General features: G+C 64.6%; 14 protein-coding genes and 5 tRNA genes. 6 read left to right on the top strand and 13 right to left on the bottom strand.

The window, feature by feature from the left end; all coding sequences use genetic code 11:
* The first annotated feature begins 14 nt into the window (after positions 1-14).
* Complete coding sequence (locus tag AVME950_RS04515) at positions 15-1,157, top strand: DNA topoisomerase IB (protein ID WP_284428899.1); 1,143 nt, start codon at positions 15-17, stop codon at positions 1,155-1,157.
* 55 nt (positions 1,158-1,212) lie between these two features.
* On the opposite strand, the gene fumC is transcribed toward AVME950_RS04515, so the two are convergent.
* Positions 1,213-2,598 carry a class II fumarate hydratase gene (gene fumC, locus AVME950_RS04520; RefSeq protein WP_272564196.1) on the bottom strand — a complete coding sequence of 462 codons (1,386 nt, stop codon included), beginning with the start codon at positions 2,596-2,598 and terminating at the stop codon, positions 1,213-1,215.
* Positions 2,599-2,785: 187 nt separating this feature from the next.
* Here fumC and AVME950_RS04525 point away from each other — a divergent pair, with 187 nt between their 5' ends.
* The 3 genes from AVME950_RS04525 to murI all read left to right on the top strand — a co-directional run bounded on the left by AVME950_RS04525 (position 2,786) and on the right by murI (position 7,694).
* Positions 2,786-5,005, top strand: a complete 2,220-nt coding sequence (locus AVME950_RS04525) for a putative bifunctional diguanylate cyclase/phosphodiesterase (RefSeq protein ID WP_284428900.1) — start codon at positions 2,786-2,788, stop codon at positions 5,003-5,005.
* Positions 5,006-5,077: 72 nt separating this feature from the next.
* A complete protein-coding gene (locus AVME950_RS04530) occupies positions 5,078-6,631 on the top strand; it encodes a fumarate hydratase (RefSeq protein ID WP_272564198.1) in 1,554 nt (517 codons plus the stop codon).
* A gap of 130 nt (positions 6,632-6,761) precedes the next feature.
* Positions 6,762-7,694: a glutamate racemase gene (gene murI / locus AVME950_RS04535; RefSeq protein WP_284428901.1), complete on the top strand. Its 933-nt coding sequence runs from the start codon at positions 6,762-6,764 to the stop codon at positions 7,692-7,694.
* Positions 7,695-7,740: 46 nt separating this feature from the next.
* Here murI and AVME950_RS04540 read toward each other — a convergent pair whose 3' ends face one another.
* From AVME950_RS04540 to AVME950_RS04550, 3 genes are all read right to left on the bottom strand, one after another.
* Positions 7,741-8,295: a M48 metallopeptidase family protein gene (locus AVME950_RS04540; RefSeq protein WP_284428902.1), complete on the bottom strand. Its 555-nt coding sequence runs from the start codon at positions 8,293-8,295 to the stop codon at positions 7,741-7,743.
* 28 nt (positions 8,296-8,323) lie between these two features.
* Entirely contained in the window at positions 8,324-8,956 is a 633-nt protein-coding gene (locus AVME950_RS04545) for a DUF6806 family protein (RefSeq protein ID WP_272564201.1), read from the bottom strand.
* Positions 8,957-8,969: 13 nt separating this feature from the next.
* Positions 8,970-9,061: transfer RNA gene (locus AVME950_RS04550), tRNA-Leu, on the bottom strand.
* Positions 9,062-9,938: 877 nt separating this feature from the next.
* On the opposite strand from AVME950_RS04550, the gene AVME950_RS04555 reads away from it, so the two are divergent.
* Positions 9,939-11,765: a hybrid sensor histidine kinase/response regulator gene (locus AVME950_RS04555; RefSeq protein WP_284428903.1), complete on the top strand. Its 1,827-nt coding sequence runs from the start codon at positions 9,939-9,941 to the stop codon at positions 11,763-11,765.
* 81 nt (positions 11,766-11,846) lie between these two features.
* Positions 11,847-12,872 carry an OmpA family protein gene (locus AVME950_RS04560; protein ID WP_284428904.1) on the top strand — a complete coding sequence of 342 codons (1,026 nt, stop codon included), beginning with the start codon at positions 11,847-11,849 and terminating at the stop codon, positions 12,870-12,872.
* A gap of 641 nt (positions 12,873-13,513) precedes the next feature.
* Here the strand turns inward: AVME950_RS04560 and AVME950_RS04565 are convergent.
* From AVME950_RS04565 to AVME950_RS04605, 9 genes are all read right to left on the bottom strand, one after another.
* Positions 13,514-13,589, bottom strand: a tRNA-Gly gene (locus tag AVME950_RS04565).
* A 121-nt stretch (positions 13,590-13,710) separates the two neighbouring features.
* Positions 13,711-13,784 (bottom strand) — tRNA-Cys (locus AVME950_RS04570).
* Positions 13,785-13,838: 54 nt separating this feature from the next.
* Positions 13,839-13,914 (bottom strand) — tRNA-Gly (locus AVME950_RS04575).
* A gap of 85 nt (positions 13,915-13,999) precedes the next feature.
* Positions 14,000-16,423, bottom strand: coding sequence for an endopeptidase La (gene lon, locus AVME950_RS04580; protein WP_284428905.1), 2,424 nt, complete (start codon positions 16,421-16,423; stop codon positions 14,000-14,002).
* Positions 16,424-16,562: 139 nt separating this feature from the next.
* Positions 16,563-17,828: an ATP-dependent Clp protease ATP-binding subunit ClpX gene (gene clpX, locus AVME950_RS04585; protein WP_092740458.1), complete on the bottom strand. Its 1,266-nt coding sequence runs from the start codon at positions 17,826-17,828 to the stop codon at positions 16,563-16,565.
* A gap of 101 nt (positions 17,829-17,929) precedes the next feature.
* Positions 17,930-18,538: an ATP-dependent Clp endopeptidase proteolytic subunit ClpP gene (gene clpP / locus AVME950_RS04590; RefSeq protein ID WP_092740460.1), complete on the bottom strand. Its 609-nt coding sequence runs from the start codon at positions 18,536-18,538 to the stop codon at positions 17,930-17,932.
* Positions 18,539-18,662: 124 nt separating this feature from the next.
* Positions 18,663-19,973: a trigger factor gene (gene tig, locus AVME950_RS04595; protein WP_272564309.1), complete on the bottom strand. Its 1,311-nt coding sequence runs from the start codon at positions 19,971-19,973 to the stop codon at positions 18,663-18,665.
* 55 nt (positions 19,974-20,028) lie between these two features.
* A tRNA-Leu gene (locus AVME950_RS04600) sits at positions 20,029-20,115 on the bottom strand.
* Between the two features lie 93 nt (positions 20,116-20,208).
* Positions 20,209-23,376 carry an efflux RND transporter permease subunit gene (locus tag AVME950_RS04605; RefSeq protein ID WP_284428906.1) on the bottom strand — a complete coding sequence of 1,056 codons (3,168 nt, stop codon included), beginning with the start codon at positions 23,374-23,376 and terminating at the stop codon, positions 20,209-20,211.
* Positions 23,377-23,383: the final 7 nt, after the last annotated feature.

Raw genomic sequence — 23,383 nt, forward strand, 5'->3', positions numbered from 1 at the left:
GCCTGCCTTCCCATATGCCACGCACCGCCACCGCCCCTGCCGCCGCTTCGCCGGCCCGCCCGCCCGCCACCCGCCTGGCCCGTGGACTGCGCTACGTCAACCCCGAGATGCCGGGCCTGAGCCGCGAGCGCAAGGGCGAGGGCTTTCGCTACCGCCAGCCCGACGGCCAGTGGCTGACCGACCCGGACGAGATCACCCGCATCCAGCGCCTGGCCATCCCGCCCGCCTACACCGAGGTGTGGATCTGCCCGCTGCCCAACGGCCATCTGCAGGCCACGGGGCTGGATGCGCGTGGCCGGCGGCAGTACCGCTACCACGCCGACTGGCGGCTGCAGCGCGACGAGGCCAAGTTCGAACGCATGCAGGCCTTCGGCCGCGCCCTGCCCCGCATCCGCGCCCGGGTGGCGCGCGACCTGCGGGCCAAGTCGGGCCCCACCCTGTCCCGAGAGCGGGTGCTCGCCACGCTGGTGCGCCTGCTGGACACCACCTACCTGCGCGTGGGCAACGAGGAATACGCCAGCACCAACCGCTCCTACGGCCTGACAACCTTGCGCACCCGCCATGCGGCGCTGCGCGGCAACCAACTGCAGCTGCGGTTTCGCGGCAAGAGCGGTGTGCAGCAGGAGGCCACGCTCGACGACCCGCGCGTGGCCCGCGTGGTGCGCCGCTGCCAGCAGCTGCCGGGTCAGGAACTGTTCCAGTACGAGGGAGAAGACGGCGCGCTGCATGCCGTCGATTCCGGCGACGTGAACGACTACCTGCGCGAGATCACCGGCACGCAGGAGGGCGAGCATTTCACCGCCAAGGACTTCCGCACCTGGCACGGCACCGTGCAGGCGCTGGAGCTGACGCGGCTGGCCTGCTCGCCCCAGCCCGGCGCGCCCGCGGTGACGGCCAAGCACATCCTGATCGAAGTGGCGCGGCAACTGGGCAACACGCCGGCCGTGTGCAAGAAGTCGTACGTGCACCCCTCGGTGCTGGCGCTGGGGTCGCGGCTCACGTCCGACGCAGGTCCGGACATGCAGGTGCTGTGGGAGCGCATTGGCGGCACGAACACGCCGCGCGCGCTGCAGGCCGCCGAGCGGCGGCTGCTGGCGTTCCTGCGGCACCAGGACCGCCCGGTGCGCGCCCCGCGCGCGCGCAAGACCACGCACTGAGCCGGCGGGCGACGGGGCGCTGGCGCCTTTTCAGTGCCCGCTCAGCGGCCGGCCTTCAGCGGCCGACCATGTTCCCCGGAACGACCCATTGGTCGAACTGCTCGCCGGTGACGTGGCCCGACGCCACGGCCGCCTCGCGCAGGCTGGTGCCTTCCTTGTGCGCCTTCTTGGCGATGAAGGCCGCCTTGTCGTAGCCGATGTGCGTGTTGAGCGCGGTCACCAGCATCAGCGAGCGGTCCACCAGCTCGGTGATGCGGTCGCGGTTGGGCTCGATGCCCACGGCGCAGTGGTCGTTGAAGCTGACCATGCCGTCGGCCAGCAGGCGCACGCTCTGCAGGAAGTTGTGGGCCACCATGGGGCGGAACACGTTCAGCTCGAAATTGCCCGAGGCACCGCCGAAGTTGATCGCCACGTCGTTGCCGAACACCTGGGCGGCCAGCATGGTCACCGCCTCGCTCTGCGTGGGGTTGACCTTGCCCGGCATGATGGACGAGCCGGGCTCGTTCTCGGGAATGCTCAGCTCGCCGATGCCGCTGCGCGGGCCGCTGGCCAGCCAGCGCACGTCGTTGGCGATCTTCATCAGGCTGGCGGCCAGGGTCTTGAGCGCGCCGTGCGCATGCACCAGGGCGTCGACCGAAGCCAGGGCCTCGAACTTGTTGGGCGCCGTGACGAACGGCAGCCCGGTCAGGCGCGCCAGCTCGGCGGCGGCCTGCTCGGCATAGCCCTTGGGAGCGTTCAGGCCGGTGCCCACGGCGGTGCCGCCCAGGGCCAGTTCGCACAGGTGCGGCAGCGCGGCGCGCACGTGGCGCTCACCGTGATCGAGCTGCGCCACGTAGCCCGAGAACTCCTGACCCAGCGTGAGCGGGGTGGCGTCCTGCAGGTGGGTGCGGCCGATCTTCACGATGCCGTCGAAGTCCTCGGCCTTTTGCGCCAGCGTGGCGCGCAGCTTGGCCAGGGCGGGCAGCAGCCGGTGCGTGAGCGCCTCCACCGCCGCCACGTGCATGGCGGTGGGGAACACGTCGTTGCTCGACTGGCTGCGGTTCACGTCGTCGTTGGGGTGCACCAGGCGGGCCTCGCCGCGCTCGCCGCCCAGGATCTCGCTGGCGCGGTTGGCCAGCACCTCGTTGACGTTCATGTTGGTCTGCGTGCCCGAGCCCGTCTGCCAGACCACGAGCGGGAACTCGCCCGGATGCCGGCCGGCGATCACCTCGTCGGCCGCGGCCACGATGGCGTCGGTCTTCTTCGCGTCCTGCAGGCCCAGCGCCTGGTTGACCACGGCCGAGGCGCGCTTGACCTGCGCCAGGGCCCGGATGATCTCGCGCGGCTGCTGCTCGCCGGAGATGTCGAAGTTCTGCAGCGATCGCTGCGTCTGCGCGCCCCAGAGCTGATGGGCCGGCACCTCAATGGGGCCGAAGGTGTCGCGTTCGATGCGGGAGGTCATGTCTGGCGGGTCCGGTGGTGAAGAAACGAAGGGCGCACAAGGGTGCGCATCGTCCAAAAGCATAACGCGAAACAAAACCATTCTCATCGGTGGGGACCGCGTGGCGCAGAGACCCTCCCGGCCCCCGGGAGAGCCCGCGGTGGATACACTTGGACACCTTTGGCGCCCCGCTGCCGCCGCACCTTCCATGCCCTCCCCGCTCGCCCCACCGCTGACCGGCTTCCTGCCGTCGCACCACGATCCCCTGGTGGTCGCAGCGTCGTTCGCCGTGGCGGTGCTGGCCTCGTACGTCACGCTCAACCTGGCACGCCGCGTGCGCACCTCCCACAGCCGCATCGGACTGGCCTGGTGGGCCGCGGGTTCGCTGGTGATGGGCACGGGCATCTGGTCCATGCATTTCCTGGGCATGCTGGCGTTCGAGCTGCCCATCGCCCTGGGCTTCACCCCCGCGATCACCGCCCTGTCCTGGCTGGCCGCCGTGGCGGCATCGGCCGTCGCGCTGGGCCTGGCCAGCATGGAGCGCGTGCGGCATCGGCACCTGACCGTCGGGGCGCTCGCCATGGGCGCGGGCATCAGCGCGATGCACTACATCGGCATGCGCGCCATGCACCTGTCCATCGGCATCGTGTGGAACGGCTTCTATGTCGCCTTGTCGGTGGCCGTGGCGGTGCTGGCCTCGGCCACGGCACTCTACCTGTTCCAGGCCCTGCGGGGCATGCATGGCCACCGGCGCAGGATGTTCCAGGCCGCGGCATCGCTGGTGATGGCGCTGGCCATCTGCGGCATGCACTACATCGGCATGGCCGCCGCCCAGTTCCCGCAGGGCACCGTGTGCCTGAGCGCCGATTCGCTGGGCGGCTCGGGGCTGGCCGCCATGGTGGCGATCTTCACGCTGCTGCTCATGCTCAGCACGCTGTTCATCTCCATCCTCGATGCGCGGCTGCAGAACGTCGCGCGCCGGCTCACCCAATCGCTCCAGGACAGCAACGCCAAGCTGCAGCAGGCCAATGCCGAGCTGCAAAAGCGCGCGTTCGCCGATGCGCTCACCGGCCTGCCCAACCGCCTGCTGTTCGAAGACCGGCTCGCCCATGCGCTGCTGCGCCTGGAGCGCACCAACCACCACCGCGTGCTGGACCGCCTGGCCGTGCTGTTCGTGGACCTGGACGGCTTCAAGCCCATCAACGACTCCTTCGGCCATGCCGCGGGCGACGCCATCCTATCGGAAGCCGCCCAGCGCCTGCGCGCCGAAGCGCGCGAAAGCGACACGGTGGCCCGCGTGGGCGGCGACGAATTCCTGCTGCTGCTGGAAGACGTGGGCAACACGGCCGACTGCATCGTGGTGGCCAACCGCATCCTGGCAGCGCTCGCCCTGCCCTTCCAGGTGGCGGGCCGGCAGGTGCAGATCGGCTGCTCCATCGGCGTGGTGCTGCACCCCGATCACGGCGATCGCGACAAGCTGGTCGCCAATGCCGATGCCGCCATGTATGCCGCCAAGCGCGCGGGCGGCAACGGCTACGCCATGTTCGAACCCCACATGGGCTCCGACGCATCCGACCAGCTGGAGCTGCAAAACGACCTGCGCCACGCCCTGTCGCGCGGCGAACTCGCCCTGCACTACCAGCCCAAGATCGACGGCAAGCGCGGCCGCATCAACGGCGTGGAGGCGCTGCTGCGCTGGCACCACCCGAAGCGCGGCATGGTGAGCCCGCTGGTGTTCATCGGCCTGGCCGAGCGCTTCGGGCTGATCGGCCAGCTGGGCGCCTGGGTCATCGAAGAGGCGTGCCGGCAGATGGCCGACTGGGCGCGCAGCGGCCTGCGCATGCGCGTGGCGATCAACCTGTCGGTGCACCAGCTGCGCGAAAGCGGGCTGGCCGAGCGCATCGAGCACGCCCTGCAGTTCCATGGCCTGGATTCATCGCAACTGCTGTGCGAGATCACCGAATCGGTGGCCATGGAAGACACCAAGGCCACGCAGCGCACCTTCGAAGGCCTGGCGCGCATCGGCGTGTTCCTGTCCATCGACGACTTCGGCACCGGCTATTCGAGCCTGAATTACCTGCGCCAGCTGCCGGCCCAGCAGCTCAAGATCGACCGCAGCTTCGTGAACGACCTCGAACATGAAGAAGACGCCCGCGCCGTGGTCGATGCCGTGGTGCGGCTGGCCCACGCCCTGGGCCTGCGCGTGGTGGCCGAGGGCGTGGAAACCAGCGGCCAGCGCGACATCCTGCTGGCCATGCGCTGCGACGAGCTGCAGGGCTTTTTCTACGCCCGCCCCATGCCGGCGGACGTGCTGCTGGCCTGGGCCCAGGGCGACAAGCCGGAAGGCTCGGCGGATTTCGCGCCCTCCGTGATCGGCGGGCTCGAGGCGCTCGAAAGCCTGCCGTTCGACGCCGCCCCCCGCGGCTGACCGCCGCCAGCGCCGTCCGGAGCGGGCGGCGATAATTGCGCGGTTCGTTCTTTCCCCAAAACACACCCCACCATGACCACGACCATCCGGTACCACGACCTCGTGGAGTCCGTTGCTGCGTCTCTGCAGTACATCAGCTACTACCACCCCGCCGACTTCATCGCCCACCTGGCGCGCGCCTACGAGCGCGAGCAGAGCCCGGCGGCCAAGGACGCGATGGCGCAGATCCTCACCAACAGCAAGATGAGCGCCACCGGCCAGCGCCCCATCTGCCAGGACACCGGCATCGTCAACGTGTTCCTGAAGATCGGCATGGACGTGCGCTGGGAAGGCTTTCCCGGCGGCCTGGAAGACGCCATCAACGAAGGCGTGCGCCGCGGCTACAACCACCCCGACAACACGCTGCGCGCCAGCGTCGTGGCCGACCCGCAGTTCGCCCGCAAGAACACCAAGGACAACACGCCTGCGGTGATCTTCACGCAGATCGTGCCGGGCGACACCGTGGACATCACCGTCGCGGCCAAGGGCGGCGGCAGCGAGAACAAGTCCAAGATGGTCATGATGAACCCCAGCGACAACCTGGTGGACTGGGTGCTCAAGACCGTGCCCACGATGGGCGCCGGCTGGTGCCCGCCCGGCATGCTGGGCATCGGCATCGGCGGCACGGCGGAAAAAGCCGTGCTGCTGGCCAAGGAAAGCCTGATGGACGACCTGAACATGTACGAGCTGCAGGCCAAGGCCGCGCGCGGCGAAAAGCTCGACCAGGTCGAGGAACTGCGCCTGGAGCTGTACGAGAAGGTCAACGCCCTGGGCATCGGCGCGCAGGGCCTGGGCGGCCTGAGCACCGTGCTGGACATCAAGGTCAAGATGTACCCCACGCACGCGGCCTCCAAGCCCGTGGCGATGATCCCCAACTGCGCCGCCACGCGCCACGCGCACTTCGTGCTGGACGGCTCCGGCCCCGCCTATCTGGAGGCGCCTTCGCTCGACCTGTGGCCCAAGATCGACTGGGCGCCCGACTACAACAAGAGCCGCCGCGTCAACCTGGACACCCTCACCAAGGAAGAAGTGGCGAGCTGGAAGCCGGGCGACACCCTGCTGCTCAACGGCAAGATGCTGACCGGCCGCGATGCCGCGCACAAGCGCATCCAGGACATGCTGGCCAAGGGCGAGAAGCTGCCCGTCGACTTCACCAACCGCGTCATCTACTACGTGGGCCCCGTGGACCCGGTCAAGGACGAGGCCGTGGGCCCCGCCGGCCCGACCACCGCCACGCGCATGGACAAGTTCACCGAGATGATGCTGGCCGAAACGGGCCTGATCTCGATGATCGGCAAGTCCGAACGCGGCCCGGTCGCCATCGAAGCCATCAAGAAGCACCAGAGCGCCTACCTGATGGCCGTGGGCGGCGCCGCCTACCTGGTCAGCAAGGCCATCAAGGAAGCCAAGGTCGTCGGCTTTGCCGATCTGGGCATGGAAGCCATCTACGAGTTCACCGTGGTGGACATGCCCGTGACCGTGGCCGTGGACGCCGGCGGCACCAGCGCCCACATCACGGGCCCGGCGGAGTGGCAAAAGCGCATCGCCACGGGCGAGTTCAAGTCCATCGACCTCGTCGCCGCTTGAACTCCATCTCCGGCCTCGGCGGCGGCTCCAGGCGTCGCCTGGTGGCGGCCCCGGGCCGCGGATCGGCCCAGCAGCCGCTGGGGCCGCCGGAGTTGTCTGATTTTTCCGTTCACATGGCACCAAGGCACGCATGACGCCCACCTCGCAGCAACGCCCCATCGGTGTGTTCGACAGCGGCATCGGCGGCCTGAGCGTGCTGCGCGCGCTGCAGGCCGAACTGCCGCACGAGCGCTTCGTCTACTTGGCGGACAGTGGTCACGCGCCCTACGGCGAGCGGGGCGACGCCTATGTCGCCGCGCGCACCCACGCCATCACCCGCTACCTGCAGGCGGTGCACGGCATCAAGGCCCTGGTCGTCGCCTGCAACACGGCCACCGCCGCCGCCATCCACGAGGTCCGGACCCAATGCCCGGACCTGCCCCTCGTCGGCCTGGAGCCGGCCATCAAGCCCGCGGTGGCGCTCAGCCAGACCGGGCGCATCGGCGTCATCGGCACACGGGGCACGCTCACCAGCGGCAAGTTCGCGTTGCTGCTGGGGTCGCTGCAGTCGCAGGCCGAATTCGTGGTGCAGCCCTGCGACGGGCTGGCCTACGCCATCGAACGCAGCACTGAACATGCGGTGCCTGAGGCCGCCGAATCCTCCGAGGTGCGCGAACTGTGCACGCGCTACATCACCGCCATGGGTGCGTTCGGCACCACGGCAGGCCACATCGACACCCTGGTGCTGGGCTGCACCCACTATGTGTTCGCCGAAGAGGAGTTGCGCGCCCTCATCGGCCCGGCGGTGCGCCTGGTGGACACCGGCGAGCCGGTTGCCAGGCAAACCCGCCGCCTGCTGCAGGCGACCGGCCTGCTGGCGGACCCCTGCGAAATCCCCGCCGCATGCGACCGCATGCAACTGATCACCACGGGCTCGCTGCTGCCCCTGCAGGCCGCAGCCCAGCGCTGGCTGCAGCTACCGGCGCGGTGCTGCAGCACGGCCACCGTGCCGGCGGACGGTGCAGGTGCAGGTGCAGGTGCAGGTGCAATGGTTCATGAAGCCAATCGGGCTCCGGCGCAATAAAGTTCCCGGCGTCTAGCTACAAAAACAATAGCAGACGAAAAGGCCATCAGACGCCCCAGAGGCGCTCACCCGCATGCTCGATGTGGGTCAGATACAACCGCGTATCGAACTCATACTGGTGGTAGCGGGGCTCCATGTGCTCGCACAACTGGTAGAAGGCCTTGTCGTGGTCCTTCTCGCGCAAGTGGGCCAATTCGTGCACGACGATCATGCGCAGAAACTCTTCCGGTGCCTGCTTGAACATGGAGGCGATGCGGATCTCGTGCCGCGCCGTCAGGCGCCCACCCTGCACGCGCGCCGACGAGGTGTGCAGCCCCAGCGCGTGCCGCACCACATGGATCTTGCTGTCGAACACCACTTTCTGCACCGTATCGGCCTTGCGCAGATGCTGCGCCTTCAGGTCGGCGGCGTATTGGTAAAGCGCCTTGTCGGTGCGCACGGCATGCGCCTGGGGATAGCGACGCTGCAGCAGGGCCGCCAGGCCCCCTTCGGCGATGAGCGTGCGCACCTGATCCTGCAAGGCATCCGGGTACGCACGAAGGTAAGGCAGTTCGATCGCCATCGGTCCCGACCCGCTGGCCGCCTCTGGATGAGAGGCCATTGGATCGTTCGGAAAAACGGGGGTGTTCTCAGTGCAGATGGCGGGGACGGCGCCCGCCGCTGCCGCCATGGCCACCACCGGAACCGCCGCTGCCGCGTGGCGGCTTGCCGATCTCCAGCGAGTTCACCAGGGCATCGAAACGCTGCGAGAACAGCTTGTCGATCTCGGCTACCACGCCGCCCAGTTCGGCGCCGTCGAAGTGGCGCTCCATCATGTTCACGACATCCTGCACGAGCAGATCGCGCTGCACCTGCATGATGGCCGCGGGGGTCGGCCCCACGAACAGCATGAGGAAGTCGTCACGCGCTTCGGTGCCGTCATCCTCTTCGTCCTCGTCGAAGTCGGTGTCATAGAACGTGACCTCGATGGCCGCGCCCTGCTCCGACAACTCGTTGAGGCTCATGCACATCTCGTCGAGCGACTGGCGGAAGTCCTCGTCACCGCGCACCGTCCAGCAGATCTGCAGGGTGTGCTCCTTGGCGTCGAACTGGATGCCGGGCTCTTCCTCATAGGCGCTCGCCGCACCATCGGCCAAGGAACGGGCCCCGGCGTATTTCCAGAGCGGCTTCAAGGCCTCTTGCAACTGGTCGAACCCCGTATCGGCCCGCAACTGCACCTGGCCGTGGACATGGATTTCAAAGGGAGCGTTGTAACTTGACATGATCGAATCGTAGTGGTGCCCCGAGCCGGGGTCGAACCGGCACGCCCCTTTTCAGGAAGCGGCGGATTTTAAGTCCGCAGTGTCTACCAATTTCACCATCGGGGCGCCGGCTGCGCGGTGCGCACCTTGCATTCAAGCGTAACCCGGGCCACGCAGGTGCGCAACGCTGCCAATGCGGATCGGCCAATCCAAAGAGCAACCGACTCGCGCAATAAAAAAGGGAAGCCGAAGCTTCCCTTGCAAAACGGAGCGGGAAACGAATGCTCGCTTCCGACCCAACTTCTTGATCCACAAGAGGTTTTTCGGACACCCCTCGGGCAGAAAGCCTGCATTATGTACTACTTTTTTGGGCTTGGCCAAGCCCGGCTCAGCGCACGAGCTGTAACGCCCGTGCGCCCTACCCCACCATGGAGGGATAGGCAATCCGCAATCGACGTGTTCCAGTGCTGCTTTCCAAAAACCTTCGCTCTTCCAAAGCCAAAGGGATGCCATGCGATACGCACCATCGAACAGTCCGTCTGCCACTGCCTTGCTCTTGATGGGCTTCATGGCTGCCTGTGCGTCACCGGTTTGGGCACAGACGGCCGAGCCCGGATCCGGCATGTGGAGTTTCGACGGGTGAGCAACTTGCACGGTGGCCCAGTGCCGCTGCCATCTGTGTGCGCCCCGACATCGCGAAGCCCGGCTTGCGACGGCCATGCAGCAGCGCGGAGGTGAGCACTTTGGCGCCCTGCAGGGTTCGATTGATTCGCAGCCGCAAGCCATGCGCGACACGTAGCGTGCATTCCGGCTGATGCCGCGCCGAGGTCAGAGTTCGCGGCTCACCGAGCGGAGATCGGGGTATGCGAAGCGGCGACCAACGACTAGCCGCCTTGCCCCACGCTCGGCTGACAGAGTCCTGCCCCCGAAAACTCCGGCCCCTCCCTCGCCTTTCCGCCTTACCCCAATCCCCAATCCCCATCCCCCATCCCCCATCCCGCAGATGCCGATCACACCCGACAGCCGCTATCCCGACGCATGGAACGCCGAGCCCGCGGCAAATGCCCAAACGTCCAACGCCGCACTCGACCTGGCGGTACGGCGGCGGCTGCTCCAATCGTTTGCATCGCGGAGCGGCGCCTCGGAGATTCCGGCGCTCGTCATCCCGGGGGTGCTGACGTGGCTGCATGCGCGCAGCGGAGCGCCATCCGGGCCCATGCTCTGGTGGTGGGGTGCATTCCTCGCCTTTGCGAGCCTGCTGTGGACCATGCAGTGGCGCTTTCGCCGAGACGCCACTCGGCCCGATGTCGAGGTGGTGCCTCGCTGGGAGCGCACTTTCCAGGTGCTGGCGGTGGCAGACGGTGTGCTCTGGGTCGTGCCCATCGCACTCACGCAGGGGGCGGCCCAGGATTTCCGGCTTTTGGTATACCTCGTCATGTGCGCGGTGATCGCCTCGGGCACCACCTTTCTGGCGCCGCAGCCGCGCGTGTTCTTTCCGTTCTTCGTGGCCACTTATGGGCCGATCCTGGCCGCCGTGACGTGGTATTTCCCCGAGCGCTGGCAGGCCATGCTCGCGCTGGTGGTCCTCTTCGGCGGCGTGATCTTGCGACATGCCTGGGGGTCGCGCCGATTCGTCGTGCAGCAGGTGGAAATGGAGCGCCAGCGGTTGCAGCTCGCAGAACGTTACCGAGCGGCCAAGGAGGAAGCGGAGCGCGCGCTGGAGGAAAAGAACCGGTTCTATGCCACGGCCAGCCATGACCTGCGCCAGCCACTGCACGCATTGGGCCTGCTGATGGAGACGGCGATTCAGCGCAATACCGATGCGCAGCTCGTGCCGGTACTGAATGGCATCCAGGACTGCGCTCGTTCGCTTGCTTTCATGTTCGACGCGCTGCTCGACCTGTCGCGCCTGGAGTCAGGCACCTACGAAGTGCGGCGGGAGCCCGTCCCTCTTGCCACTGTGTTCGGCGACGTGGCGACGGTGTTCGGTCCGGATGCGCAGCAGCGCGGACTGCGGCTGCGGGTGAGCCTGCCGCGCCGGCGCATGCCCATCGTGCACACCGACGGCACGCTGCTGCGGCAGATGGTCTTCAATCTCGTGCAGAACGCGTTGCGCTACACCTGCAGAGGCGGCGTGCTGGTCGGCGTTCGCTCTCGCGGCGGGCAATGGCGCATCGAGGTTCGTGACACAGGCCCTGGCGTGCCGCTGGAGGACCAGCATCGCCTTTATACCCCGTTCTATCGCGGGACCGCACGCTGGACACAGGAGGTGGCCGGCCACGGCCTGGGGCTCTCGGTGGTGGCGCGCTCGGCCCGGCTGATCGGTGCGGACCATGGTTTCCAGTCGACCGAGGGCGGGGGTTCTTGTTTTTGGGTGTCACTCGACGCGGCGCTGGATCACCGGCTCCAGGATGCCGAACCGCTGGGCGGCGTGTCATGGCAGCAGCGACTGGACTCGTTGTCGGGGCGCTGCCTGCTGGTCGAAGACGACCCCCAGGTGGCGCCCGCAGTGGCAGCGCTACTGCGCTCGTGGGGACTGGAGGTCAATGTGGCAGTCACCGCGCAGCAGGCGCTGGAGATCGTGGACGCCGGCCCCGCGCCCGGTGCGATCCTGTGCGACCAACGCCTCGCCGGAGGTCAGAGTGGCTTCGCGCTGCTACAGGAGTTGCTGCAGCGGTGCCCCGCAGCGCGTGGCGCGCTCGTGAGCGGAGAGTACCGGTCGGCCGCGCTCGCCCAGGCGGAGGAAGAAGGCTACCTCGTTTTCCGCAAGCCTCTCGCCCCCGCGCAGTTGCATGCGGTACTGACACGATGGTTTGGAGCCTCCGCATGACGTTTGGCACGGTAGTTTCGCAACGAGACCGGCCCGGCTCGCACCTAAATCCTTTTATGTCCCTTGCTAAGGAGTATCTCTGTGCAAAAAGCAGTAACCGCGATGTGGATTATGGCCATCTCAATAGGCCTTGGCGCATGTAAGAAGCAGGACCAGACGTTGCAAAGCCATTCAGCTTCGCCAGCGGTGACAGTTGCGAGTGCCCCAAGTCCGGACGTTGCACAGAAAGCGGCCGGCCATGCCTTCAAACCATCCAGCCTTCCAGTATCGACCGTACCGCTGGGTGCTTTCCCTTATATCGCGCTTCCAAGCGGATATGTCACCGGAAGTGCGCCGGACATGGCCGATTTCGACCAAGTGCCATTTTGGACAGGCGATCGCCTGGAACCGGTAGAAGGCAGGGTCTGGTCGGCGCACATCAGCGCGGCCGAAGGCAAAACGTTCTCGGACCTGGAACTTCAGCGAAACATCGAATCGGTGGTCTCCGCACTGGGCGGCAAAAAGATCTTTGATGGCAAACTCCCCGAAGAAGTTGGACAGAAAATCAAAGAGTGGCCACGCGATATCGCGCTCAAGTACAACAGTGGTTTGGGTGACGTGTGGAACAATCCTGCACAGGTATTCGTTGTCCACCGGGCTGATCGCGACATTTGGATCCACTTGTGCAGCTACCAATTTGGCGGCGGACTTCTTATCGCCGAGACCAAGCCGTTGGAAGTGACCGCCCGTTTGTTGCCTGCCAGCGAACTGAAGTCGCAGATCGACAAAACTGGCAAAGTGACATTGCATGTCAACTTTGACTCAGACAAAACCGAAATCCTTCCTGACTCGCTGCCACAGATTGCGCAGGTCGTGCAATTGCTCAAGCAAGATGCATCGCTGAAGTTGGCCGTTAACGGCTATACCGACAGCACTGGTGACCCAGCCCGAAACAAGACGCTGTCGGATGGCCGAGCCAAGGCCGTAGTTGCAGCCATTACCGCAAGGGGTATCGACACGGCCAGATTATCATCGGCTGGTTTTGGCAGCGCTGATCCGGTGGCAGACAATGCCACCGAGAATGGCAAGTCGCAGAACCGCCGGGTAGAGTTGGTGAGGCAGCAATGAGCCTGACAAGCGCCAACTACTCTGCAGAGCAATCACGTTCGCACATTCGCCAATCGAAATGGGCAGCTTCTTAGTCCGTGGGTATCCCTTTCGAGTTGCCTGTAATCCCATCGTTGCCAGTCTTAAGGCTCCGTACTTGGAGTACCACCTGGACCGGAACGCCTCACACGTTTGAGTGGCAAACGCTTTTTCATCACTGCACAGAAACTGGGAGCTGAGTCGCGCCGCTGGCAAATAGTTGCAGCCAGAGTTGACCCGCAAACTCCTGCCTATCAGAGGCTGCTTTTGGGTACAGGCCAATGGCAAGGTAAAGCCTTGGCTAAACCATGAAGACCGAAAACATCACTTTTCACCGTTGCCCCCACCACGAGCAACAAACTGACTCCCGCCAGGGAACAGTACTTTTGCCATCGTTCCTGATTGCACTGCAGAGCCGCCTGGGGAACGCCGTCGCCTGATTGAGTAGCAGAGGGAACAGTCGAAACCTGAGCACTAAGACACCCAACGTTCCAGTACTGTTTTAAGTACTGAAAAAGTGACTGAGGGGTTGGATTTTCAGCAGAAGTGCTGGGTGCTCCACAGAAAAGAACACCGTCAAACGAATACGCCCTGGACTTCAGTAAAGTCCAGGGCGTAAAAATTGGAGCGGGAAAAGAGTCTCGAACTCTCGACCTCAACCTTGGCAAGGTTGCGCTCTACCAACTGAGCTATTCCCGCATGCTGCCAAATTGATTTCAACCAACCTAGCAAGACTCAAATTATAGCACCACTTTAACCACTCAACGAGAACAAATGAATGTTCTTGCTCAGCGAATCAAATCACATTCGCGATCAGTGCTGGAGGCGCGGGCCGGAGTCGAACCGACCTACACGGATTTGCAATCCGGTGCATAACCGCTTTGCTACCGCGCCAAACCTGCTTCCCTTGGCAAAAAGGGGAAGCTGTGCTTCCCCTTTTTTGGAAATTGGAGCGGGAAAAGAGTCTCGAACTCTCGACCTCAACCTTGGCAAGGTTGCGCTCTACCAACTGAGCTATTCCCGCATTTACCGAAGCCTCACATTGTACAACGTTTGCATCGATGGGATGAATTGTAGCGCAATTTTTGGAGGCTTTCGACAAATTTCCATCAATGCTTCACAGAGCCTGCAGTGGTAGAGGTTTTTTCCTCGGGCGCAGGCACTGCCGCAGCGATTTCTTCATCGGTGAGCGCGATCGGTTTGCGCTCGAGCGCCACTTCCAGCACCTTGTCGATCCACTTCACCGGCACGATTTCCAGCCCGCTCTTCACGTTCTCAGGAATCTCCTGCAGGTCCTTGACGTTCTCTTCGGGGATCAAGACGGTCTTGATGCCGCCGCGCAGTGCCGCCAACAACTTTTCCTTCAGCCCACCGATCGCCGTCACCTCGCCTCGCAAGGTGATTTCTCCGGTCATCGCCACATCGCCCCGCACAGGGATCCCGGTCAGCGCCGAAACGAAAGCGGTCGTCATGGCCGCGCCGGCGCTGGGTCCATCCTTGGGCGTTGCACCATCAGGCACATGGATGTGGATGTCGCGCTTTTCAAAGGTCTCGTCCTTGATGCCAAGCATGCGAGAGCGGCTACGCACCACGGTTCGTGCCGCTTCCACCGATTCCTTCATGACATCGCCCAGCGAACCGGTGCGCGTGATCACGCCTTTGCCGGGCATGGTGGCCGCTTCGATGGTGAGCAGATCGCCCCCCACTTCGGTCCATGCCAAGCCGACCACCTGCCCCACCTGGTTCTGCTGCTCCGCACGGCCATAGGTGTACTTGCGCACGCCAAGATAGTCGGGGAGGTTGTCCTCAGTCACCACGACTTGCGGCGTCAGTTGCTTGAGCTGCAACCCCTTGACTACCTTGCGGCAGATCTTGGACAACTCACGCTCCAGCGAACGCACCCCTGCTTCGCGCGTGTAGTAGCGAACAACGTCCCGCACCGCCGACTCGGTGACTTGCAGTTCCTCATCTTTGACGCCGTTGTTGCCCATCTGCTTGGGCAGCAGGTACTTCATGGCGATGTTGGTTTTCTCGTCTTCGGTGTAGCCCGACAGGCGGATCACTTCCATCCGGTCCAGCAGCGCCGGCGGGATGTTCATCGAATTGGAGGTGGCGACGAACATCACGTCGCTCAAATCGAAATCGACTTCGACGTAGTGGTCGCCGAACTTGTGGTTCTGCTCGGGATCGAGCACTTCCAGCAGGGCGCTCGAAGGGTCGCCCCGGAAATCCGTACCCAACTTGTCGATTTCGTCCAGCAGGAACAGCGGGTTGCGCGTACCGACCTTGTTCAGGCTCTGCAGAACCTTGCCCGGCATGGCGCCGATGTAGGTCCGGCGGTGACCGCGAATCTCCGCTTCGTCACGCATCCCGCCCAACGCCATGCGCACGTATTTACGCCCGGTGGCCTTGGCAATCGACTGCCCGAGCGAGGTCTTGCCAACGCCAGGAGGCCCCACTAGGCACAGAATAGGGGCCTTGACCTTGTCCACGCGCTGCTGGACCGCGAGGTATTCCAGGATGCGGTCCTTGACCTTGTCGAGGCCGTAGTGGTCTTCATTGAGCACGCCCTCGGCATTGGCAAGGTCGTGCTTGATCTTGGTCTTTTTGCTCCAGGGCAACCCGGTGAGCACTTCGATGTAGTTGCGCACCACCGTGGCTTCGGCGGACATGGGCGACATGAGCTTGAGCTTTTTAAGCTCGCTGTCCGCCTTCTTGCGCGCATCAGCGGGCATCTTTGCGAGCTTGATCTTCTTTTCGATCTCCTCGATGTCCGCGCCTTCCTCGCCTTCGCCCAGCTCCTTCTGAATGGCCTTGACCTGCTCGTTCAAGTAGAAGTCGCGCTGGTTCTTCTCCATCTGGCGCTTCACGCGGCCACGGATCTTCTTGTCGACATTGAGGATGTCTACTTCGCGATCCAGCTGCTCGAAGAGGTTTTCCAGGCGCAGCTTCACATCCGACAGGTCGAGCACAACCTGCTTGTTTTCCAGCTTGAGCGGCAGGTGGGCGGCAATGGTGTCCGCCAGACGCCCTGGATCGTCAATGGCGGAGATCGAGGTGAGGATTTCCGGAGGAATCTTCTTGTTCAGCTTGACGTACTGGTCGAACTGCTGCATCACCGCGCGGCGCAGGGCCTCGATCTCGCTGGGTTTGGTCTCGCCCTCCTGCGCTTCCACAGGCGCCACGGTCGCGGTGAAATGCGTTTCGTTGTCCTGGATGGCGGAAACGAGCGCCCGCTGCTGCCCTTCGACCAACACCTTGACGGTGCCATCGGGCAATTTCAGCATCTGCAGGATCGTGGAAACGCAACCCACGTCGAACATGTCCGAGACGAGGGGCTCATCCTTGGCGGCGGTTTTCTGGGCGACCAGCATGATCCGCCGGTCGGCGTCCATGGCCAATTCCAACGCCTTGATGCTCTTGGGGCGTCCCACGAACAGTGGGATCACCATGTGGGGGAAGACCACAACGTCGCGCAACGGCAGCAACGGAAGGTCGATGGGGGTGGCAGGCAGTGGGGTGTGTCCGGACATGGAAATCCTCATGAAGCTGCTTGGAATATGGTCCAACAGCGAGATTTTTCAACCCACCAAGATCACCGGTGAAGCGAAGGCGATGGGTTGCAGGCGAAGAGGACTGCAGGCGGCTGCTGCGTTACCGGCGGGCCGCGCCTCAGGCTTTCTTAGCGGCCTCTCGGTACACGAGCAGGGGCGCCTTGTTTTCCTCGATGGTGGACTCGTCCACCACCACTTTTTCCACATTGGTGGCATTGGGAAGGTCGAACATGGTGCTGATCAGCGATTGCTCCAGTATCGATCGCAAGCCACGGGCGCCGGTCTTGCGGGCGAGCGCCTTACGGGCAATGGCCTTGAGCGCCGCAGGGCGAATCTCCAGATCCACGCCCTCCATGGACAGCAGCTTGTTGTACTGCTTGACCAGTGCGTTCTTGGGCTCCGTCAGGATCTGGACGAGCGCATCTTCGCTGAGTTCGGCCAGGGCCGTCACGACGGGCATGCGGCCCACCAGTTCGGGAATGAGGCCGAATTTGATCAGATCTTCCGGCTCGATCTCGGTGAACACCTCGGTCAGGGACCGTTGCTTCTTGCTCTTGACCGACGCGCCAAAACCGATGCCCGAGGCTTCTGTGCGGTTCTCGATCACCTTCTCCAGGCCCGCGAACGCGCCGCCGCAGATGAACAGGATGTTCGTCGTGTCGATCTGCAGGAAGTCCTGGTTGGGATGCTTGCGGCCACCCTGCGGGGGCACGCTGGCCATGGTGCCTTCGATGAGCTTGAGCAGCGCCTGCTGAACCCCTTCGCCCGACACGTCCCGCGTGATGGACGGGTTGTCCGACTTGCGGGAAATCTTGTCGATCTCGTCGATGTAGACGATGCCGCGCTGGGCCCGTTCCACCTCGTAGTTGCAGCTTTGCAGGAGCTTTTGCACGATGTTCTCGACGTCTTCACCCACGTAGCCGGCCTCGGTCAGGGTGGTGGCGTCCGCCATCACGAAAGGCACGTCCAGCATGCGGGCCAGCGTCTGGGCCAGCAGCGTCTTGCCCGAGCCGGTGGGCCCGATCAGCAGGATGTTGCTCTTGGACAGTTCCACCTCGTCCTTGCCGGCTTTGTCCTTGTGGCGCAACCGCTTGTAGTGGTTGTACACGGCCACGGCCAGCGTGCGCTTGGCGAAGTCCTGGCCGATGACGTAGCTGTCCAGGTTCGCCTTGATCTCCGCGGGGGTGGGAAGGTCGCCACGCGATTCGCGCGTGCCGTCGGCTGCGGGAAGCTCGTCGCGAATGATTTCATTGCACAGGTCGATGCACTCGTCGCAGATAAAAACCGACGGACCGGCGATCAGCTTCTTTACCTCGTGCTGGCTTTTGCCGCAGAAGGAGCAGTAAAGGGTTTTTTCGCTGGAAGAGCCTTTTTTCTCGGCCATGGGGGCAATGCCTCGTGTTGCGGAACGTTGTCGGGATGATAACGAAATAAAAAACGGCGTCTTCCCTGGGGAAAACGCCGCGTATTCCCTTGCGGGAGCGATCAGGGGCGCTTGGCGATCACCTGATCGACCAGACCGTATTCCTTGGCTTCATCGGCCGTGAGGAAGTAGTCGCGCTCCGTGTCGTTCTTGACCTTGTCCAGGGGCTGTCCGGTGCGTTCCGCCAGGATGCGGTTCATCTGATCCTTGGTACGCAGAATGTCGCGTGCGTGGATTTCGATGTCCGTCGCCTGGCCGCGGGCTCCGCCCAGCACCTGGTGGATCATGATCTTGGAGTTCGGCAGCGAAAACCGCTTGCCCTTGGCACCGGCGGCCAGCAAGAAGGCGCCCATGCTCGCGGCAAAGCCCACGCACATGGTAGACACATCGGGCTTGATGAACTGCATGGTGTCGTAGATCGCCATGCCGGCCGTGACACTGCCGCCCGGGGAGTTGATGTAGAACGAGATGTCCTTGTCGGGGTTCTCGCTTTCGAGGAACAGCAACTGGGCCACCACGAGGTTGGCGGTCTGGTCATTGACCTCGCCCACCAAAAAAATAATGCGCTCTTTCAGCAGCCGCGAATAGATGTCGTAGGAGCGTTCGCCACGCCCCGACTGCTCGATGACCATGGGGACCATGCCCAAGGCTTGTGTTTCCAGTGCACTCATGTTTTCTCCTGTCATGCGGATACTGTACCCAGAAATGAATTGGGGCTTGTGCACGCAAGCACAAGCCCCCGATGTCATCCAGCCGCCAGAAACCGCAATCGGGCGGTCCGGCGGCAGCAGCGCATCAGCCCTGGCCCATCAGTTCGTCGAAGGAAACGGACTTGTCCGTCACCTTGGCCTTGCCCATCACGAAGTCGGTCACGTTGTTTTCGATGACGACGGCCTCGACTTCGGCCAGACGCTGGCGGTCGCCGAAGTACCAGCGCACGACGTCTTCCGGCTTTTCGTAGCTGGCGGCCAGTTCGTCCACGTGGGCCTTCAGTTGCTCAGGCTTGGCGTGCAGTTCATTGGCGCGCACCAGTTCGGCCACCACAAGGCCCAGGCGCACGCGGCGCTCGGCCTGGGGACGGAACACGTCTTCCGGGATTTCGGCCTTGTCGGCGTCCTTGATGCCGCGTTGCTTCAGGTCGGCACGGGCGCCTTCCAGCAGGCGGGCGATTTCGGCCTGCACGCTGGCATTGGGCAGATCCAGCTCGGCCTTGGACACCAGGGCGTCCATCACGGCCTGCTTGTTGCGAGCCAGCAGGCGGAACTTGACTTCGCGTTCCAGGTTTTTCTTGATGTCGGCGCGCAGGCCGTCGACCGTGCCGTCGGCGATGCCGAGGGACTTGGCGAGCTGCTCGTTCACTTCGGGCAGGTGGGCGGCTTCGATCTTCTTCACGGTGACCATGAAGTCAGCCGTCTTGCCGGCCACGTCCTTGCCGTGGTAGTCCTCGGGGAAGGCCAGCGGGAAGGTCTTGCTTTCGCCGGACTTCATGCCACGAACGGCGTCTTCGAATTCCTTGAGCATCTGGCCTTCGCCGACCAGGAACTGGAAGTCTTCGGCCTTGCCGCCGGAGAAGGTTTCGCCATCGATCTTGCCTTCGAAGTCGACCGTCACGCGGTCGCCGTCTTCGGCGGCGGCGGCTTGCGCACGCTGGGCGAAGCTGCGGCGCTGCTTGCGCAGGATGTCGATGGTCTTGTCGATGGCGGCGTCGGTGACTTCGGCGGACAGCTTTTCGACTTCGGCACCAGCCAGATCGGCGATCTTGACTTCAGGGAACACTTCGAAAATGGCGTCGAAGGTGACTTGGCCTTCCGGAGCGCCGTCTTTTTCGGTGATGCGGGGCTGACCGGCCACGCGCAGGTTGGCTTCGTTGGCGGCCTGGGCGAACGCCTCGCCGACCTTGTCGTTCAGCACTTCGTACTGGACCGAGTAGCCATAGCGCTGGGCCACGACGTTCATCGGCACCTTGCCAGGACGGAAACCGTCCATCTTCACGGTGCGGGCCAGGCGCTTGAGGCGCGAGTCGACCTCGGACTGGATCGCGGTGAGGGGCAAGCTCAGCGTGATCTTGCGCTCGAGCTTTTCAAGGGTTTCAACAGTAACGGCCATGGCTCTTCCTCTATGAATATGGGGGACCGTGACGGCTGCTTTTGCAGCCGCACCGTGGTGCGCGGGGGGGGACTCGAACCCCCACACCATTGCTGGCGTCAGGACCTAAACCTGGTGCGTCTACCAATTTCGCCACCCGCGCAAACTTACAGACAAAACAGGCGACCGGCAGGGCCGGCCACCTGTGTGAAATTGGTCAACCTTCGATTTTACCTTGTCGGCGGACCGCCTCCGGTCACGCCGGTTTCGGCGCGTGCGGATCAGGCTCTTTCACGCGGAACCAGGCCGCGTACATGGCCGGCAGCGCCAGCAGCGTGAGCACCGTCGCCACGATCAGGCCGCCCATGATGGCCACGGCCATCGGGCCCCAGAACACGCTGCGCGACAGCGGGATCATGGCCAGCACCGCCGCGGCAGCCGTGAGCACGATGGGGCGCAGCCGGCGAACGGCCGACTCCACGATGGCGTCCCACGCGGGTACGCCCCGCGCGCGGTCCTGCTCGATCTGGTCGATCAGGATGACAGAGTTGCGCTGGATCATGCCCATGAGTGCGATCACCCCCAGCAGCGCCACGAACCCGAACGGCCGGCCCAGCAGCAGCAGCGCCCCCGCCACCCCGGCAATGCCCAGCGGCCCGGTAAGGAACACCAGCACCGCGCGGCTGAAGCTGTGCAGCTGGAGCATGAGCAGGGTGAACGTGATGAACAGCATGATCGGCACGCCCGCGGCGATGGAAGCCGAACCCTTGGAGCTTTCCTCCACGGCACCCGCCACCTCGATGCGGTAGCCGCCCTGGCCGGCCGCATGCCACTTCGCCTCCAGCTGCCGCAGGCCGGGCACCAGCGCTTCGGTGACGGTCGCGCCCTGCAGGCCTTCGATGACGTCGCCCTGCACCGTGATGGCGTAGTCGCGGTTCTCGCGCCACATCACGCCCGGCTCCCAGGTGAACACCGGCCGAGCGATCTGCGTGAGCGGAATCGACTTGCCCGAGGCCGTGGGCAGGTAGGCATTGGCCACGTCGGTGATGGCCTTGCGTTCGTCCGGCGGCTGGCGGAACACGATGTCGATGAGCTTGTCGCCCTCGCGGTATTGGCCCACGGTCGTGCCGGTGAAGACGGTGCGTGCGGCCTGGGCGATGGACTGGCTGGTCACGCCCAGGGCGCGGGCCTTGTCCTGGTCGACTTCCAGGCGCATGACCTTGACGGATTCGTTCCAGTTGTCGTTCACGCCGCGCATCTGCGGGTGGTCGCGCAGGATGGCCTTGACCTCGTCGGCCCGGGCGCGTAGCACGGCGGGATCGGTGCCCACCACGCGGAACTGCACCGGGTAAGGCACGGGTGGCCCGTTGGGCAGCAGCTTTACACGCGCCCGCACCTCGGGAAACTCGCGCGCCATGAGCTCGGGCAACCCGACGCGCAGCGACTCGCGCACGCGCAGGTCCTGCGGAATCACGATGAACTGCGACACGTTGGTCTGCGGAAAGACCTGGTCCAGCGGCAGATAAAAGCGCGGCACGCCCGAGCCCACCCACACGCTGACGGTGGACACGCCCGCCTCGGCCCGCAGGCGCTGCTCGACGCGGCGCGTGACCTCTTCGTTGGCTTCGAACGAGGTGCCTTCCGGGAACCAGATGTCCATCAGGATTTCAGGGCGGCTCGAATCCGGGAAGAACTGCTGCTGCACGCGGCCCATGCCGACGATGCCGAGCGCGAAGGTGGCCACCGTGAGCCCGATGGTGATCCAGCGGTAGCGCACGCACCAGTCCACGCAGCGGCGAAAGACGTTGTAGAACCCGCTGTCGAACGCCTCGTGCGGCTGGCCGTCCGGGCCAGTGTGCACGTGCGGCGGCTTCTTGAGCAGCAGCGTGCCCAGGTACGGCACGAAGTACACCGAGACCAGCCACGACAGCACCAGCGCGATCACCGTGACGGCAAAGATCGCGAAGGTGTATTCCCCCGTCACCGACTTAGCGATGCCGATCGGCAGAAAGCCCGCCGCCGTGATCAGCGTGCCGGTCAGCATCGGCATGGCGGTGATCTCGTAGGCGAAGGTGGCGGCGCGCACCTTGTCGTAGCCCTCCTCCATCTTGCGCACCATCATCTCGACGGCAATGATGGCGTCGTCCACCAGCAGGCCCAGCGCGATGATGAGCGAGCCCAGAGAGATCTTGTGCAGCCCGATGTTCCAGTACCACATGGCCAGGAACGTGACGGCCAGCACCAGCGGAATGGTGATGCCCACCACCAGGCCCGGGCGGACGTCCAGCGTCCAGCGCTTCCACAGCGGATGGCGGCCCGGGCGCTTGTGCAGCCCCAGCGCCAGGAAGCTCACGGCCAGCACGATCACCACGGCTTCGATCAGCACCTTCACGAACTCGTTGACCGACGAGGACACCGACTTGGGCTGGTCCTGCACGTTCACGAACCGCACGCCGGCCGGCAGGGTCTTTTCGATGTTCTGCGTGGCGGTCTTCAGCGCTTCGCCCAGGCGGATGATGTCGCCGCCCTTGGCCATCGACACGCCGAGCGCGATCACTTCCTGGCCCTGGTGGCGCACCTTCACGGCCGGCGGCTCCACGTAGCCGCGGTGGATGTCGGCGATGTCGCCCAGGCGCAGCTGCGCGCCCGAGGCGCCGCGGATCGGCATGGCGCGCAGGTCTTCGACCGCACCGAACTGCCCCGCCACACGCACCTGGACCTGGTCCTGCGGCGTCTGGATGATGCCGCCGCTTTCCACCGCGTTCTGCTGGCCCAGCTGCGACAGCACCTGGTTCATGTCCAGGCCCAGTTGCGCGAGGCGCTTTTGCGAGATTTCGATGTAGAGCTTCTCGTCCTGCACGCCGAATTGCTCGACCTTGGCCACGTCGGGCACGCGCAGCAGCTGCTGGCGCACGTCGTCGGCGAAGGTCTTCATCTCGGCGTAGCTGAAGCCCTCGGACTCCAGCGCGTAGATCACGCCGTAGACGTCGCCGAAGTCGTCGTTGAAGAACGGCCCCTGCACGCCCTGCGGCAGGGTGGCGCGCATGTCACCGATCTTCTTTCGGACCGTGTACCAGACGTTGGGCACGTCGCCGGACTTGGACGAGTCCTTGATGTTGAAGATGATCTGCGACTCGCCGGGCTTGGAGTAGCTGCGGATCTTGTCGGCGTACGGCACCTCCTGCAGCGTGCGTTCGAGCTTGTCGGTGACCTGCTCGGCCACCTGCTGCGCCGTGGCGCCGGGCCAGTAGGTGCGCACCACCATCGCGCGGAAGGTGAACGGGGGGTCCTCGTCCTGCCCGAGCTGGAAGTAGGCGCCAAAGCCCATCAGCATCAGCACGATCATCAGGTAGCGGGTGAGCGCCGGATGGTCGAGCGCCCATTTGGAGAGGTTGAAGCCCTCTTTCGGCTGGATCTGCGTCATGGAGCGG

This window comes from Acidovorax sp. SUPP950 (assembly GCF_030158935.1).
Taxonomy (GTDB): domain Bacteria; phylum Pseudomonadota; class Gammaproteobacteria; order Burkholderiales; family Burkholderiaceae_C; genus Paracidovorax.